General features: G+C 60.5%; 12 protein-coding genes and 1 tRNA gene. 9 read left to right on the forward strand and 4 right to left on the reverse strand.

The features are described from left to right. Positions 1-194 precede the first annotated feature (194 nt). Positions 195-2207, forward strand: coding sequence for a methyl-accepting chemotaxis protein (locus tag OKC27_RS10425; RefSeq protein WP_270806221.1), 2013 nt, complete (start codon positions 195-197; stop codon positions 2205-2207). A gap of 78 nt (positions 2208-2285) precedes the next feature. Here the strand turns inward: OKC27_RS10425 and OKC27_RS10430 are convergent, their stop codons facing one another. Next, the gene (locus tag OKC27_RS10430) at positions 2286-3161 is read right to left on the reverse strand and encodes a 6-pyruvoyl trahydropterin synthase family protein (protein ID WP_182970769.1); all 876 of its coding nucleotides are present in this window, start codon (positions 3159-3161) and stop codon (positions 2286-2288) included. 79 nt (positions 3162-3240) lie between these two features. Between OKC27_RS10430 and OKC27_RS10435 the strand changes: the two genes are divergently transcribed. The 4 genes from OKC27_RS10435 (at position 3241) to OKC27_RS10450 (ending at position 6951) form a co-directional block, all read left to right on the forward strand. Continuing rightward, complete coding sequence (locus tag OKC27_RS10435) at positions 3241-4584, forward strand: dihydroorotase (protein ID WP_042655842.1); 1344 nt, start codon at positions 3241-3243, stop codon at positions 4582-4584. Positions 4585-4696: 112 nt separating this feature from the next. Beyond that, positions 4697-4773, forward strand: a tRNA-Pro gene (locus OKC27_RS10440). Positions 4774-5055: 282 nt separating this feature from the next. Then, the gene (locus OKC27_RS10445) at positions 5056-5487 is read left to right on the forward strand and encodes a CC0125/CC1285 family lipoprotein (RefSeq protein ID WP_323885523.1); all 432 of its coding nucleotides are present in this window, start codon (positions 5056-5058) and stop codon (positions 5485-5487) included. A 204-nt stretch (positions 5488-5691) separates the two neighbouring features. Continuing rightward, complete coding sequence (locus OKC27_RS10450) at positions 5692-6951, forward strand: dicarboxylate/amino acid:cation symporter (RefSeq protein ID WP_042657367.1); 1260 nt, start codon at positions 5692-5694, stop codon at positions 6949-6951. 87 nt (positions 6952-7038) lie between these two features. Here OKC27_RS10450 and OKC27_RS10455 read toward each other — a convergent pair whose 3' ends face one another. Then, positions 7039-7641: a DUF924 family protein gene (locus OKC27_RS10455; RefSeq protein ID WP_270794874.1), complete on the reverse strand. Its 603-nt coding sequence runs from the start codon at positions 7639-7641 to the stop codon at positions 7039-7041. 251 nt (positions 7642-7892) lie between these two features. Here OKC27_RS10455 and OKC27_RS10460 point away from each other — a divergent pair, with 251 nt between their 5' ends. Together OKC27_RS10460 and OKC27_RS10465 are read left to right on the forward strand one after the other, a co-directional pair. After that, positions 7893-8813: a DUF808 domain-containing protein gene (locus OKC27_RS10460; protein ID WP_182970771.1), complete on the forward strand. Its 921-nt coding sequence runs from the start codon at positions 7893-7895 to the stop codon at positions 8811-8813. 124 nt (positions 8814-8937) lie between these two features. Then, the gene (locus tag OKC27_RS10465; RefSeq protein ID WP_270806223.1) at positions 8938-10734 is read left to right on the forward strand and encodes a M3 family oligoendopeptidase; all 1797 of its coding nucleotides are present in this window, start codon (positions 8938-8940) and stop codon (positions 10732-10734) included. 61 nt (positions 10735-10795) lie between these two features. On the opposite strand, the gene OKC27_RS10470 is transcribed toward OKC27_RS10465, so the two are convergent. Beyond that, entirely contained in the window at positions 10796-12202 is a 1407-nt protein-coding gene (locus OKC27_RS10470) for a nucleobase:cation symporter-2 family protein (protein WP_111805874.1), read from the reverse strand. A gap of 482 nt (positions 12203-12684) precedes the next feature. Between OKC27_RS10470 and ycfP the strand changes: the two genes are divergently transcribed. After that, entirely contained in the window at positions 12685-13224 is a 540-nt protein-coding gene (gene ycfP / locus OKC27_RS10475; RefSeq protein ID WP_042061892.1) for an alpha/beta hydrolase YcfP, read from the forward strand. Positions 13225-13298: 74 nt separating this feature from the next. After that, positions 13299-14591 carry an NAD(P)/FAD-dependent oxidoreductase gene (locus tag OKC27_RS10480; protein ID WP_111805876.1) on the forward strand — a complete coding sequence of 431 codons (1293 nt, stop codon included), beginning with the start codon at positions 13299-13301 and terminating at the stop codon, positions 14589-14591. Positions 14592-14675: 84 nt separating this feature from the next. On the opposite strand, the gene OKC27_RS10485 is transcribed toward OKC27_RS10480, so the two are convergent. After that, positions 14676-15317, reverse strand: coding sequence for an energy-coupling factor ABC transporter permease (locus OKC27_RS10485; protein ID WP_182970775.1), 642 nt, complete (start codon positions 15315-15317; stop codon positions 14676-14678). Positions 15318-15389: the final 72 nt, after the last annotated feature.

Raw genomic sequence — 15389 nt, forward strand, 5'->3', positions numbered from 1 at the left:
GGGGGGCGAGCAGCACGCCAAGTGTGACACAAGCCGACATTTGACACAGCTGATGTCCCATTCCCTTCAGTTATTGTTAAAAATACCGATAGCCAGAGGGACGTCATCTACACCGCCTGTTCAGGGTGGTCTGCAGGGTATCAAAAGGACGGGGTACTCAGGCAAGGGACTTTTGCATATACAGCGGGACAATAATGAAACAAACAATGTCGGATCTCTCCATCTTGCAGCGAGTCTACCTCGGCTTCGCGATCCTGGTGGCCGTGATGGTGGCCAGTTCACTGCTCACATTTCGTAGTCAGGAGACCCTGGGGAACGCACTGGAACAGGTTACCCAGCAGTCGATGCCGCTGGTGATTGCCAGCAGCCAGACCCAGATCACTCTGCTCAGTGCCAACAAGTGGCTGGGGGATGTGCTCACCGAGCAGGATCCCAAACAGCTGCCGGCCGAAGTGGCCGAACTGAAACAGGCCAAGGCCGCGGTAGGCAAGAGTCTTGACGCCTTGCGCCAGCAGGTCGCCCACCACCCCGAACTGCAAGGGGAGATGAGCACCCTCAGCCAGCAGGTCGACAGCTACCTGCAACTGACCGACACCCTGCCCGGTGAACACGAGGCACTGCTCACCCGACTGCACAAGGTCAATCTGGCCAAGGGGCAGTTTCAGGTCAGTCTGCCCCAGTTCAAGAAGAGTCTGGGGGACATGATGGTCACCATCGACGACAGCTTCATCAAGATGCTCTCCGAGACCCTGACCACCAAGCTCTCCGCCATCGAACTCTCCACCATGGACGCCCTCAACCAGACCATTCCGGCTCCCATCGAAGGGGCGCTCAAGCGCAACAAGATGCAGATTGAAGGGTTCAACAGCACCATCAAGGATCTGCAGGGGGAGCTGAAGAACTTCGAGAACGACATGGGCCACTATGTTCACGGCTTTGTACGTGACACCACCGCGAGCGAAGGCGTGCTCTCCCAGTATCTGGCGCTGATGAAGCAGCAGGAGCAGATGCGGGAGAAGAGCAAGCAGGCCAGCGCGCTCATCGTCGAGATCCAGAACCGGCTTGAGCGGATCACCGGCCAGAGCCAGCAGCTGATGAGCCAAAGCATTGCGCACGCCAGAGCGGTGCAGAGCCAGAGCACCCTGACTCAGGGGGCCAGCATCGTGGTCGCCATCCTGATCGCCATGCTGGTGGCTTATACCCTGGGCAAGGCTATTCGCCGTCCACTCAGGGAGCTGCTGCGGGTGTTGACCGAAGTGACTCAGGGCGACATGACTCAGCGCATCGGTTTTCAGAGCAAGAACGAATTTGGTCAGCTGGGCAGCCAGATCAACCTGCTGATCGCCCAGATGGGGGAGGTGCTGGCGCAGCTTTCACAGGCATCGGCCCAGCTTAACGATGCCGCCCACGGCAACCGCCACACCACCGAATCGGTGCAGGCGGATCTGGAGAAACAACGTCAGGAGACCGCCTCGGTCGCCGCCGCCATGACCCAGATGGAGGCCTCGGTGCGGGAGGTGGCCCAGGCTGCGAACCAGACCCTGGAGCGGGTGCAGGATGTGGAGAAAGCCTCCGAGACCGGCCGCAAGGTGATGGCAGGCAATATCACCACCACTCATCAGCTGGCGGGCAAGCTGCAACAGACCGGCAAGGTGATTGGCGATGTGAGCGCCATGAGCAGCCAGATCGGCAACATCCTCGACGTCATTCGCGGTATCGCCGAGCAGACCAACCTGCTGGCCCTCAACGCCGCCATCGAAGCGGCGCGGGCAGGCGAGCAGGGGCGCGGATTTGCGGTGGTGGCGGATGAGGTGCGCAGTCTGGCGGGCCGCACCGCCCAGTCCACCAGCGAGATCCAGACCATGATCGAGAACCTGCAGCAGGGGGTCGCCAAGGCGGTGACCGTGATGCAGGAGTGCTCTCGCGAAATGGATAGCTGCGTGGAGCAGAGCTCTCACGCCAACAACGCCATGGAGGAGGTGCAGGGGATCGTGGTGCTGATCAGCGACATGTCGAGCCAGATCGCCTCTGCCGCCGAGCAGCAGCAGGCTACCAGCGCCGATATCGCCACCAACCTCAACCGCATCTCCGATATCTCGGATCTCAACTATCAGGGGATCGAGCGGGTGGCCGAGACCAGCCAGCAGCTCGACTCCCTCGCCGAGCAGCAGGAGAGCCTGGTCAAGCGCTTCCGCTTGAGTGCCTGATGGTTGCGAGCTGAAAGAGCTGAAAAGAGAAGGCCCCGCAGATGCGGGGCCTTGTTATTGCGGTAGTCAACGCAGAAATTACGCGTAGGCGATGGCGCCCTTGCCGACCCCTTCATAGGCGACAATCTTGACGAACTTGTCGCCCACCATCTTCTTCACTTCACGGGCGATATAGCAGGCCAGCAGCTCGACCGTGGTGTCGGTGTCGATCATCTCCACCTCGGCGCTGGGGATGGCCAGCTGGAACAGCCCTTGCGGCGCCACATATTTGAAGCCAGTGTGATGCTCGCCAAGCTGGGCATTGGCGCGGGGGCTCAAGGCGAGCTCGGTCAGCGCCACCTTGTCCTCCTCGGTGCCGAGGTAGATATCGCCCCAGCGTTCGGCCCAGTTGAGCTCCAGTTCACCATCGCGCTCACCATCGACGTGGATCTCGATGGGGGAGCGATGGCCGTGGGCGATGCGCTGGCAGTTGCCATCGTGCTTTTTCAGGCCGTGGCTGTAGTGGTAGAAGGCACCGTCGATGGCTTCGTGGCGCAGGGTCAGGGAGAGATCCTTGATATTGCCCGGCAGCCGTTTGGCCAGTACCGCCAGCAGGTAGCGAGTCACCGACTCCTTGTCGACCAGAGGTGCGGGGATAAAGGCGAAGCCCTGGGTCGGGCAGCGCAGATGGATGGAGCGCCCCGGGCGCAGCAGATCCACCGTGCTCTCGTCACCGTCCAGGGTCTCGATATGGATCAGCGGGCACTCGGTCGGCACCAGCAGCTTGTGGTCCACCTCTTCATCGATGATCGATTTGATCAGCTTCTTTACCCGGCCAAAGTCCAGCAGCATGCTCATTTCGTTGAGCTCACCGCTCATTTCGATATCTACCAGCCAGCTCTCGCCGACCATGCCGCGGCGTTCGCACAGGTAGCTGGAGTCGATCACGGTCAAATCTCTTACAAATAACTTCATCAGTCAGGCCTTGCTACAGAGAAAGGGCAGTTTGCGATATTATAACCCGCGATTATCGGCAAAGGAACTGGAACCCCCCATGAACAAACTGCTTATCAAAAATGCCACCCTGGTCAACGAAGGCCGCATCTATGCCTCCGATGTGTTGATCGAGGGGGAACGGATTGCCCGCATCGCCCCGGATATCGAGGCGCCCGATGCGCTGGTCATCGATGCCGCAGGTCGTCACCTCATCCCCGGAATGATCGATGATCAGGTCCACTTCCGGGAGCCGGGATTGACCCACAAGGGGACCATCGCCAGCGAATCCCGCGCCGCCGTCGCCGGTGGCACCACCAGTTTCATGGAAATGCCCAACGTCAATCCCCAGACCACCACCCTCGAAGCCCTCGAAGCCAAATACCAGATCGCCGCCAACTCCTCCGTCGCCAACTACAGCTTCTATCTCGGCGCCACCAACGACAACCTGGAAGAGATCAAGCGTCTCGATCCCAAGCAGTCCTGCGGGGTCAAGGTGTTCATGGGCTCCTCGACCGGCAACATGCTGGTGGACAATCAGGAGACCCTGGCGGCCATCTTCCGCGAGAGTCCGGTGATGATCGTCACCCACTGCGAAGACACCCCGACCATCGCCAAGGCGGAAGAGGCGGCGCGGGCCAAGTGGGGCGAGAATGTGCCGATGAGCGAGCACGGCCGCATTCGCAGTGACGAGGCGTGCTACAAATCCTCCAGCATGGCGGTGGCGCTGGCCAAACAGTACGGCGCCAAGCTGCACGTGCTGCACCTGACCTCGGCCAAGGAGCTGTCGCTCTTTACCGCCACTCCGGATCTGCGCGAGCTGAAGGACAAGAACATCACCGCAGAGGTGTGTGTGCACCATCTGTTCTTCAACGAGGCCGATTACGACACCCTGGGTAGCCAGATCAAGTGCAACCCGGCGGTGAAGAGCGCGGCCGATCAGCACGCCCTGCTCGATGCGGTGCGCAACGATGTGCTCGATATCATCGCCACCGACCATGCTCCCCACACCTGGGAAGAGAAGCAGAACAGCTACTTCAAGGCGCCGTCCGGCGTGCCACTGGTACAACACTCCCTGCAGGCGCTGCTGGAGCTCTACCACAACGGCGTGTTCACCCTGGAGACCATCGTCAAGAAGACCTCCCACGCGGTGGCCGAGCGTTTTCAGGTGGAGGATCGCGGTTACATCCGCGAGGGTTACTTCGCCGATCTGGTGCTGCTGGATCTGGGCAAGCCCTATGTGGTCAACGATGACAACCTTCTCTACCACTGCGGCTGGTCGCCCTTCAATGGCTACCGCTTCCACAGCACGGTGGAGATGACCCTGGTCAACGGCCAGATCGCCTGGCAGAACGGTCAGGTCAGCGACGGTATTTTGGGCAAGCGGCTGACCTTTAACCGCTGATTGTTCGCAAAGCAGGCGAACGCACTGTGGTCGGGGAATTGGCAGTGTTTCCCTGTTGACAGGGCGGGGCCATCTCCATAAACTCTGCCCCCGTCAGCCGAGCTGACTCCGTCGGTGTGTAGCGCAGCCAGGTAGCGCATCTGCATGGGGTGTAGAGGGTCGGAGGTTCGAATCCTCTCACACCGACCAAATTCCCCGGTAAAGGCCTTGTCAAATGACAAGGCCTTTTCTTTTGCGCGCAATTCGGCGCCGGTGTGTGGCCCAGACAGGCGAAGCGGGCAGGAAGGGCGGGCAGAGGCAGCAGCGAACAGAGACGGGTAGAAGAGTCGGCTAGAAGAAACGGATAGAAGAGATGGTCACTGTGATTGTGCCGCCACCGGGGTTTGTGCTGTAGTAACGGCTCAGTTGCCACCCCCCCCCCAGCCGAGGTCTTCTGTGACTGCACGTCTGTTCAAACCGGTTTGTCTGCTGATGCTCACCCTGCTGCTGGCGGGCTGCGCCACTCCTTATGAAAGTGAAAAGTCGTTCTGGAATGGCCAGACCGGTTTCTCCCAGACCCGGCTTGGCCCGGACAAGTGGCAGCTGGAGTTTGTCGGCAACGATCTGGTGGACAGGGAGACCGCCCGCAAATATGTGCTCAAGCGGGCAGGGGAGCTGGCGTTCGCAGAAGGCTATAGCTGGCTCGGCGTCGATGAGCTGACCATTACCCGTGATGCTGTCAGGGTGACGCCATCGCGGCCGATCTTCGGGTTTGACGAGGATGAACCGGATCTCTTTATGGCCCAGATGCATGTGCAGCACCGCATCTCGGCGCTGCTCACTTTTCGCCTGTTGCCACGGGCAATCGATGAGCGAACCCTCAACGCGAAATATCTCGCCACAATTAAAACAAACAGCGATTAATATTGGTGGTTTGCAAGATCCATATCACATACACCTAATGGCAGCATAAAATTCTGGAACAACCCTCTAGATTTACCCCCTGCTTTTAGGCATTCTCCCAGCATACCAGCCGCCAGGAATCAACGGCTCGGATCACAAAAACGGACTGTAGTGGCTCCCATGCCACCGTTAACGGCTTGCACCAATCAAAACCGGGACTCCCCCATGAAAATGAATAAACTGACGGTCGCCATCCTCATCTCCATGATGTTTGGCATCCTCACCGGCCAGGGCTATCGCATGTTTGCCGCAGATCAGGCTGCGGATTTTGCCAATAACATCACTATCCTGACCGATATCTTCCTGCGACTGATCAAGATGATCATCGCACCGCTGGTCTTCACCACTCTGGTGGTCGGCATCGCCAAGATGGGCGACACCCGCACTGTCGGCCGCATCGGCGCCAAAACCCTCGGCTGGTTCATGCTGGCCTCCCTGATGTCCCTGAGCCTGGGTCTGGTGATGGTGACCCTGATGCAGCCGGGCGTGGGTCTCTCACTCTCCCTGCCCAATGACACCGCCAGTTCCGGTATTGCTGCCGGTGCCATTACCCTGAAAGATTTTGTGACCCACGCCATCCCCAAAAGCGTGGTCGAGGCGATGGCCACCAACGAGATCCTGCAGATCGTGGTGTTCTCCCTCTTCTTCGGTCTGGCTGCCGCTGCGCTGGGCGATCTGGCCAAGCCGGTGGTAGTGCTGATGGCCAGCGCTGCCGAGATCATGCTGAAAGTGACCGGTTACGTGATGAACTTTGCGCCGTTCGCGGTATTTGGTGCCATCGCCGCCATGGTCGCCAAAGAGGGACTGGGTATTCTGGTCACCTATGGCAGCTTTATGGCCCAGTTCTACATCGCGCTGGCCTGCCTCTGGTTGCTGTTGATCGCCATGGGTAGCGTCTTCCTGCGTGGTCGCGTCATCAAACTGCTGGCGCTTATCCGCGAACCTATCCTGCTGGCTTTCTCTACCGCCAGCTCTGAAGCCGCCTATCCCAAGACCCTGGATCGTCTGGAGAAGTTCGGCTGTGACAAGCGCATCGCCAGCTTCGTGCTGCCGATGGGTTACTCCTTCAACCTCGATGGCTCCATGATGTATTGCACCTTCGCGGTGATGTTCATCGCCCAGGCTTATGGCATCGAGCTCTCCATGGCCCAGCAGATCACCATGCTGCTGCTGCTGATGGTCACCTCCAAGGGGATGGCCGGGGTGCCGCGCGCCTCTCTGGTGGTGATTGCCGCCACCCTGAACCAGTTCCATATTCCGGAAGCGGGCATCCTGCTGCTGCTGGGTATCGACCACTTCCTCGACATGGGCCGCTCTGCCACCAACGTGCTGGGTAACGCCATCGCTGCCAGCGTGGTGGCCAAGACCGAAGACAGTCTGGGCGAAACCGATGAACTGGGCGAGCGCGAGCCCGCCAAGGCGTAACAACGGTTTAAGCCACCCGCAGGGTTGGCAGGTTGAACGAAAAATCCCCGTCATGACCATGACGGGGATTTTTTTATATGGCGGGTGTCAGAAGCCGGAGCCCGGTTGCTGCAAAAATGCCACCTCTTCCGGCGTGCTGATGCGGCCCAGTATGTCGTTGCGATGCGGGAAGCGGCCAAAGCGCTCGATGATCACCTGATGGCGGCGGGCAAAGTCGGCAAATCCGGCGAAAGTCGCTTGCGCCGGTGTGCTGGCCTGCTCCGCTGCCAGCGCCTCGAACAGCGCCACGCTTCTGGCTTGCTGTTCACAAGATTCGGCATGTTCCAGCGGCAGATAGAAGAAGACCCGCTCCAGCGGCGAGAGAGCGTTGTCTGCACCGATGGACAGCCCCTTCAGGCAGATATCCCGTGTCAGCGGATCTTGGGCAAACGCTGCTGGCGTGCCGCGATGGATATTGCGGGGCAACTGATCGAGCAGCAGGATCAGCGCCAGTCTGCCTTGGGGCACGTCGGCCCAGTCGGCCAGCTCTCCGTTGGCCGCCGCTGCTGCCAGCGCGCCAAAGCGTTGGGCGAGCAGCAGGTCGGTCTCGTGATTTTTGCCCCACCAGAGGGGGGCTTGCCGTTTGGCGCGGGTGGCGTCGTCGGCATCATCGCCGAACCAGAGATCGAGCAGAGGTTGCCAGGGTTGCATGGGAACTCCTTGAGGTGATTCAGAGGGAACCAAGATCAAATGGCTCAGGGGTGCTGCCGAAACGGCGGCTTCTCGTTACACTGTGCCATCTTTTGCCCGAAATAAGTAACCCCGATGGCCGTGGCCAGCTGACGGGCTCTGTCGGTGATGACGGTTGGCATCTGCCATGGCGTTGCCCTGATGACCCGTCATAAACAGGCAGCATGTGGCCGCGCCCGGGGGCTCTTCCATTGATATAAGGAATCTCTGATATGGCCGGAACCAGTCTGTTGGCCCTGCTCGACGATATTGCCAGCGTGCTCGATGATGTGGCACTGATGACCAAGATGGCGGCGAAGAAGACCGCCGGGGTGTTGGGGGACGATCTCGCCCTCAACGCGGAGCAGGTCTCCGGGGTGCGCGCCGAGCGGGAGCTGCCGGTGGTATGGGCGGTGGCCAAGGGCTCATTTCGCAACAAGCTGATCCTGGTGCCCGCCGCCATCGCCATCAGTGCGCTGGTGCCCTGGCTGATCACGCCGCTTCTGATGCTGGGGGGCGCCTACCTCTGCTTTGAGGGGGCCGAGAAACTGGCGCACAAGTTCCTGCCTCATGAGGTGAGCGAGGGGGAGAGTCACGCCACCCCCATTCCCGATGATTTGGCCGCGTTTGAGCAGCAGAAGGTGAAAGGGGCGATCCGCACCGATTTTATTCTCTCAGCCGAGATCATCGTCATCGCCCTTGGCACGGTACAGGGGGCGAGCCTCGCGCTGCAGCTCTCGGTGGTGGCGGGCATTGCCGTGCTGATGACGGTGGGTGTCTACGGGCTGGTGGGGCTGATCGTCAAGCTCGACGATATCGGTCTGCACCTGCTGCAAAAGCCCGATGGCAGCGCCCTGCGCCGTGCGGTGGGGCAGGGGCTGCTGGTGACGGCGCCGCGCCTGATGCACCTGCTGGCACTGGTCGGCACCATCGCCATGTTTATGGTGGGGGGCGGCATTCTGGTGCATGGCTGGCCCTTTGCCCATCACCTGATCGAAGGTGCAGCCGCTGTCGTTGCCACCTTACCGACCGTGGGGGCCGTACTGGCGGCGGTGACGCCGACCCTGCTCAACGCCGTGGCCGGTGTGGTGGCTGGTCTGCTGCTGGTTGCGGCGATGACGCTGGTGAGCCGTCTTGCCCCGGCCAAGGGATAAGTGAACTTGCGGGCTATTTTCTCTTTTTTTCCTCTCTTCATTTTTTTGCCTGCGGGATGCCCGGTCTCGGGCTTGGTGCCCGCAGGCCTGTTGCGCCTCCCGATGAAGGCTCTTGCGAGAAGCTATGTATCAACAACAGTGGAATAACGACCATATCTACCCGGGCCTCGACAGCCCCGAGCTGGAAGCGGACATGCGCGCCGCCCGCCACGCGCAGGGAGAGCTGGCCAGCTATATGGCGGGTCTGGACGGGGTGCGCGGCGATGACGCTGCGCTGCAGGATTTTTTGCGGGAAGTGCGGCTGCGCGCCCGTGATATTCGCCATATTGGCTGGAACGTCGCCATTCTGGCGGCGTGTCGCGGCAGTCAGGATGCGCGGGATCCGCAGGCCAAACAGCTGGCGTCCCGTGCCCGCGCCCTCAACGCCGATCTGTTCAAGACCCTGGCGCCGGTGGACGATCTGATGCTGGCGCTGCCGGAAGAGCAATTCGCCGCGCTGATGAGGGATCCACTGCTCGGCGAGGAGGCGTACCGCTTGCGCCATGAGCGTCGCTTGCAGGATCAGCGCCTGCCGGTGGAGGCGGAGCAGCTGGTGATCGGCCTTGGCACCGATGGCTTGCACGGCTGGGGCAACCTCTACAACGATCTGGTGGGCAAGATCCGGCTAACCCTTGATGGCCGCGAGATGGGGCTGGCCGAGGCGAGCAATCTGCTCTCCAGCCCGGTACGTGCGCTGCGTTTAGAAGCCTTTGATGCCATCAGCGCCGGTTGGGAAGGGGAGCAGGAGACGGTTGCCGCCATCCTCAATGCCCTCAACGGCTGGCGGCTGGAGCTGGCCCGTCAGCGCGGCAAAACCCGTGTGCTCGATGCGCTGGATCTCTCCTGCCACCAGAGCCATATCGAGCGCGCCACCCTCGATGCCCTGATGAGCGAAACCTGGCGGGCCCGTGGGCTGGGTCAGCGCGCCCTGGGGCTGATGGCTGCGAGGCTCGGACTCGACGAGCTGGGGCCGGAGGATCTCTTTGCGCCGCCTCCGGCCGCCAGCAGCCGCGACATTCCTTTTGATGAGGCGATCGCGCTGATTGCCGATGCCTTTAGCCGTTTCGATCCCGAGATGGGGGAATTTGCCCGCATGATGGCCGAGAAGGGGTGGATTGATGCGGCGCCTACGCCAAATCGCCGTACCGGTGCCTACTGCACCAAGTTTGCTGCGCCGGTGGAGCCGCGGGTCTTTGTCACCTATGCCGGTACCATGGACAACGTCATCACCCTCGCTCACGAGCTGGGCCACGCCTGGCACAACTGGGTCATTCGCGATCTGCCGATGAGCCAGCGAAGCTACCCCATGACGCTGGCGGAGACCGCCTCCATCTTTGCCGAAACTCTGGTGCGCAGCGCCCTGTTCGAGCAGGCGCAAAGCCCGGAAGATCAGCTGGCCATCGCCTGGGCGGAAGCCGATGGCGCAGCCACCTTTCTGGTCAATATCCCGGCCCGCTTCGATTTCGAGCAGGCCTTGGTGGCCGAGCGAGCGCAGGGCTATGTTCCCACAGAGCGGCTCAAGGCGCTGACCGACGAGGCGTGGGGACGCTGGTATGAGGGGAGCCTGACCCGCTATCACCCCATGTTCTGGGCGGCCAAGGCACACTTCTCCATCGCGGGGCTGGGCTTTTACAACTACCCCTATCTGTTCGGTTATCTGTTCAGCCTCGGGGTCTATCAGCAGTTGATGAGCCGCAAGGCGGCGGGGGAAGAGGGTGTTGCCGAGGCGTATCGCGCCTTGCTGCGCGATACCGGCCGGATGAGCGCCGAAGATCTGGTGGCGAAACATCTGGGGCAGGATATCCGTGAGGCCGCCTTCTGGCAGGGGAGTCTGGCACAGGTAGCGCAGGCGGTGGAGCGCTTCGAACAGCTGCCAGCCTGATTGGTTGAGTGGCGATGTGAACAACAGGCCCCGGACAGTCTCGCTGTCCGGGGCCTGTTTGTTATGCCTGCTCCTGCTCCGGTTTGATGGGACCAACGAACAGAGGACGGGTCTGGTGACTCAGATCAGGCTGATAGCCGTTGAAGAAGAGGTTGAGTGCCACCGAGCTGATGGTGGCCAGCAGGATGCCGCTATGAAACAGCGGTTGTGCGGCCGCCGGGAAGTGCTGGAAGAAATTCCCTGAAACGGTGGGGATCATGCCGACCCCGAGGCTGATGGCAACGATGTAAAGGTTGTGGCGGTTGGTGTTGTAATCGGCGCGCGCCAGAATGCGAATGCCGGTCGCCAGCACCATGCCGAACATCACTATGCCTGCACCGCCCAATACGAAGGGCGGGATGGAGGCGACCAGCACCGACATCTTGGGGATGAGGCCAAAGGCGAGCAGGATCCCCCCCGACATCACGCAGACCCAGCGACTCGATACCCCGGTTACGCTCACCAGCCCGATATTCTGGGAAAACGAGGTGTGGGGGAAGCTGTTGAAGACCCCGCCGACGATGGTGCCGATGGCATCGACCCGCAGCCCGCGTACGATGTCGCCGCGACTGGCCGGATGGCCGACAATGTCGCCAAGGGCCAGAAACATCCCCATCGACTCGATAAAGGTGATGAGCATGATCACCGTCAGGGTGGCGATGGAGATGGGATCGAAGGTGGGCCAACCAAACGCGAACGGCACTATGGGGGCAAACCAGGCGGCATTGCCGAGGCCGTCTAGGCTCACTTCGCCCATGGCGATGGCCACCACGAAACCGAAGATGATCCCGAGCAGCACCGAGATATTGCTGAAAAAGCCCTTGGTGAAGCGGGTCACCAGCAAGATGAAGGCGAGCACCACAAAGCTGGTGCCGATATAGCGTAGGCTGCCATATTCCGGATTGCCCTTGCCCCCCGCCATCCAGTCGATCCCCACCTGCATGATGCTGATCCCGATAGAGGTGATAACCACCCCGGTCACCACAGTGGGGAAGAGCGGCATCAACCGGCCGATCAGCGGTACCAGCAGGGTCGAGATGATACCGGCGGCGATGGTGGCGCCGAAGATACCAGTCAGCCCCAGATCCGGATTGCCGCCGATGGCCAGCATCGGCATCACGGCGGCAAAGGTGACCGACATGATGACCGGCAGCCGGATCCCGGCAAAGCGGCCAATCCCGACACATTGCAGCAGGGTGACGATACCGCAGCAGAAGAGATCCGAACTGATGAGGTAGGAGATTTGATCCTTGGGCAGCCCCAGACTGCCGCCGATCACCAGTGGCACCGCCACGGCACCGGCATACATCACCAGCACATGTTGCAGGCCGAGGGTAAAGAGCTGGCCCATGGGGAGCATGCGCTCCACTTCATCCACCGGGCGCTTGCGCGAACCCGGACGAGGGGAGGGGGGGTTGGTCTCGTTCATGAACAGATCACTCCTTGAAGCCCGCGCAACCGCTACAGGCAAGATAGTGAAAGCCGTGGCTTTCCCGGTCATTGATCTCGTGTATTGACTGACGTGCCAGATCCCTTTGCAGTGGTGAGAGGGATCCGGTGCAGCACGGGTCAGTGCACAAAACATGCACAACGCCGGTCATGAGCGAAAACGTTTGGCGCTAACGCCTTGTTTTTGTGGGATGAGTCACATCCCGGCCAGATAAGTGGCCAGGGTGGAGCTGCATCGAGCGGGAGGGGGATCTCACATTGGTAATGTTTTTATCATTATCGGGAGGCCACTCTCACTTTGATAGCCAATCGCTGGCCCCCGGGTGAACAACGCCGTCGTGACGGGCCATGATCAGGTCCATGGGCGTGATCCAAAGCAAGAAAGTTGGATGTTTTGGTGGCGCGCGGGGCAGCCGCTGGGGTAGTTTCGATAAAACCGACACAGTTCCTGAGGTCTTATCCATGATCATCTATCTGCATGGCTTTGATGCCACCAGCCCCGGCAATCACGAGAAAGTGCTGCAGTTGCAGTTTATTGATGATGATGTGCGTTTCGTGCACTACAGCACGGTTCACCCCCGTCATGATATGAGTCACCTGCTCAAGGAAGTAAAGAAGCAGCTCGATATGAGTACCGATCCAAAACCGCTGATCTGCGGCGTGGGTCTTGGTGCTTACTGGAGCGAGCGGATCGGCTTTCTGTGCGGTATTCGCCAGGTGCTCTTCAACCCCAACCTCCATCCGGAAGAGAACATGCAGGGCAAGATCGACCGGCCGGAGGAATATGACGATATCGGTACCAAGTGTGTAACTGAATTTCGTAAGAAAAATTCAGGAAACTGTCTGTGTATCCTTTCCGTTCAGGATGAAGTGCGCGATAATCGGGACACTGAACGTGAATTGAAGAACTATTACGACATCGTGTGGGATGAGCGCGAGACCCATAAGTTCAAAAATATCTCGCATCATCTGCAGCGGATGAAGGCCTTCAAAGAAGCCTGATCCATCACGTCGACCGATTTCGTTTTAGGGAGCCAATGGCTCCCTTTCGTTTTGAGGAACCGAGGAAAATCATCATGATGAATATTGTCGTTGTAGGCGGCGGCGCCGGTGGCCTGGAGCTGGCCACCAGTCTGGGTCGCAAGCTTGGCAAAAAGAACAAGGCCAAGATCACCCTGGTTGACCGTAACCGCACCCACCTGTGGAAGCCGCTGCTGCACGAAGTGGCCACCGGCTCCATGGATGCGGGCATCGATGCCCTGAGCTACCAGTCCCATGCCAAGAACCATGGTTTCGACTTCCAGCTCGGCACCCTGACCGACATCCAGCGCGACGAGAAGCGCATCGTGCTGGCCCCGATCCACGACGACAATGGCGACATCGTGGTCAACGAGCGCGCCGTGCCTTACGACATCCTGGTGATGGCCATAGGTTCTGTCTCCAACGACTTCAACACCAAGGGGATCAAGGATCACTGCATCTTCCTCGATAGCCCCTCCCAGGCGCACCGCTTCCATAACAGCATGATGAACCGCTTCCTGCAGTTCGCCACCGAATATAAGCCGGGCGACAAGGTGAAGATTGCCATCGTCGGCGGCGGCGCCACCGGCGTTGAGCTCTCTGCCGAGCTCTACAACGCGGTCGAGCAGCTCTACGCCTACGGCTTCAAGAATCTCACCACCGACAGCCTGAAGGTGACGTTGGTGGAAGCGGGCCCGCGCATCCTGCCTGCCCTGCCGGAGCGCATCAGCGGCGCCGCCCATCAGGAGCTGGTCAAGCTGGGTGTGGACGTGCGTACCGCCACCATGATCACCGAAGCGACCAGCGATGGTCTGCACACCAAGGATGGCGAGCTGATTGAAGCGGACCTGATGGTGTGGGCGGCCGGTATCAAGGCGCCGGACTTCATGAAGGACATCGCTGGTCTCGAGACCAACCGCATCAACCAGCTGGTGGTCAAAGAGACCCTGCAGACCACCCGTGACGAGAACATCTTCGTTATCGGTGACTGCGCGGCCTGCCCGCAGCCGGATGGCAAGTTTGTGCCGCCGCGCGCCCAGTCTGCCCACCAGATGGCCAGCCAGGCGTTCAAGAACATCCTGGCCAAGATGAACGGCGGCGAGATGAAGCCGTACCTCTACCACGACCACGGTTCGCTGGTATCCCTCAGCCGCTTCTCCACCGTGGGCAGCTTGATGGGCAACCTGATGCGCGGCTCCATGATGGTAGAGGGCTACATCGCCCGTCTGGTGTATATCTCCCTCTACCGGATGCACCAGATCGCCCTGCACGGCTACGTCAAGACCGGCCTTATCATGCTGGTAGGTCGCATCAACCGGGTACTGCGCCCGACCCTGAAGCTGCACTAAGCCAGTAACTGGCACAATTCGGAAGATCAAAAGGAGAGGCGATGGCCTCTCCTTTTTTATGGACGCAAATCAGGGAAGAGAGAGTTACTGGCCCAGATAGGTGCGATCGAAGAAGGTATTGACCCAGTGGGGACGGTAGATGGCCAGCACCGTCATCGCCATGCCGTTGAGCAGCGCCTCGGGAAAGAGCAGCAGCGGCCAGATGGAGAGGTAATCCGCCGTGATGGTGTGCCAGGGGTAGCTGTCGCTCAGCCCCATCAGCAACGCGCTGGCCACCACCTTGACCGAGATGGCGATGGCACCACCGAGAAACGCGGCAACGAAGATATAGACAAAGAGGTGGCGCGGCAGCCAGGCCCAGCTGGCCAGAAACAGCAGCCAGCTGGTGGCCACCGGCAGGGCGATGCCAACCAGCGCCTGCCAGCCAAAATCGGCCAGATTGGTGACGCCGAAGTAACCAAGCACCAGCAGGGTCAGACAGGGGGCGAGCAGCGCCAACCGCCAGCCCAGCAGCAGGGTGAGGGAGGTGAGCCCGAGAAAATGGACCTCCAGTCCCTCATGCAGACCGGCCCTTAGATACCAGAGCGGCACCAGCGCGATGGCACTCCCCAGCAGCAGGTGCTGATAGAGGGGGTTGTCATGGAGGGTTTGCCACAGGGAGCGGCGCAGGCTAAAGGCCAGCAGTACCAGCCAGATCAGGAGGGCGGCGAGTTGTCCTTCACTCATCTTGTCGTCCATTCATGCAGTAGAGTCCGGGCTGCCTTCCCGACAGCCCCATAGCAGAGCAGGCTGACGAGT

This window comes from Aeromonas sp. QDB62 (assembly GCF_027705695.1).
Taxonomy (GTDB): Bacteria; Pseudomonadota; Gammaproteobacteria; order Enterobacterales; family Aeromonadaceae; genus Aeromonas; species Aeromonas allosaccharophila.

Bases quoted from the DNA above. Each gene is read 5' to 3' on its own strand.
- OKC27_RS10480 (WP_111805876.1), top strand. From the start codon at position 13,299: ATGATGAATATTGTCGTTGTAGGCGGCGGCGCCGGTGGCCTGGAGCTG.
- OKC27_RS10425 (WP_270806221.1), top strand. From the start codon at position 195: ATGAAACAAACAATGTCGGATCTCTCCATCTTGCAGCGAGTCTACCTC.
- OKC27_RS10435 (WP_042655842.1), top strand. From the start codon at position 3,241: ATGAACAAACTGCTTATCAAAAATGCCACCCTGGTCAACGAAGGCCGC.
- OKC27_RS10450 (WP_042657367.1), top strand. From the start codon at position 5,692: ATGAAAATGAATAAACTGACGGTCGCCATCCTCATCTCCATGATGTTT.
- OKC27_RS10460 (WP_182970771.1), top strand. From the start codon at position 7,893: ATGGCCGGAACCAGTCTGTTGGCCCTGCTCGACGATATTGCCAGCGTG.
- ycfP (WP_042061892.1), top strand. From the start codon at position 12,685: ATGATCATCTATCTGCATGGCTTTGATGCCACCAGCCCCGGCAATCAC.
- OKC27_RS10485 (WP_182970775.1), bottom strand. From the start codon at position 15,317: ATGAGTGAAGGACAACTCGCCGCCCTCCTGATCTGGCTGGTACTGCTG.
- OKC27_RS10430 (WP_182970769.1), bottom strand. From the start codon at position 3,161: ATGAAGTTATTTGTAAGAGATTTGACCGTGATCGACTCCAGCTACCTG.
- OKC27_RS10470 (WP_111805874.1), bottom strand. From the start codon at position 12,202: ATGAACGAGACCAACCCCCCCTCCCCTCGTCCGGGTTCGCGCAAGCGC.
- OKC27_RS10445 (WP_323885523.1), top strand. From the start codon at position 5,056: ATGCTCACCCTGCTGCTGGCGGGCTGCGCCACTCCTTATGAAAGTGAA.
- OKC27_RS10455 (WP_270794874.1), bottom strand. From the start codon at position 7,641: ATGCAACCCTGGCAACCTCTGCTCGATCTCTGGTTCGGCGATGATGCC.
- OKC27_RS10465 (WP_270806223.1), top strand. From the start codon at position 8,938: ATGTATCAACAACAGTGGAATAACGACCATATCTACCCGGGCCTCGAC.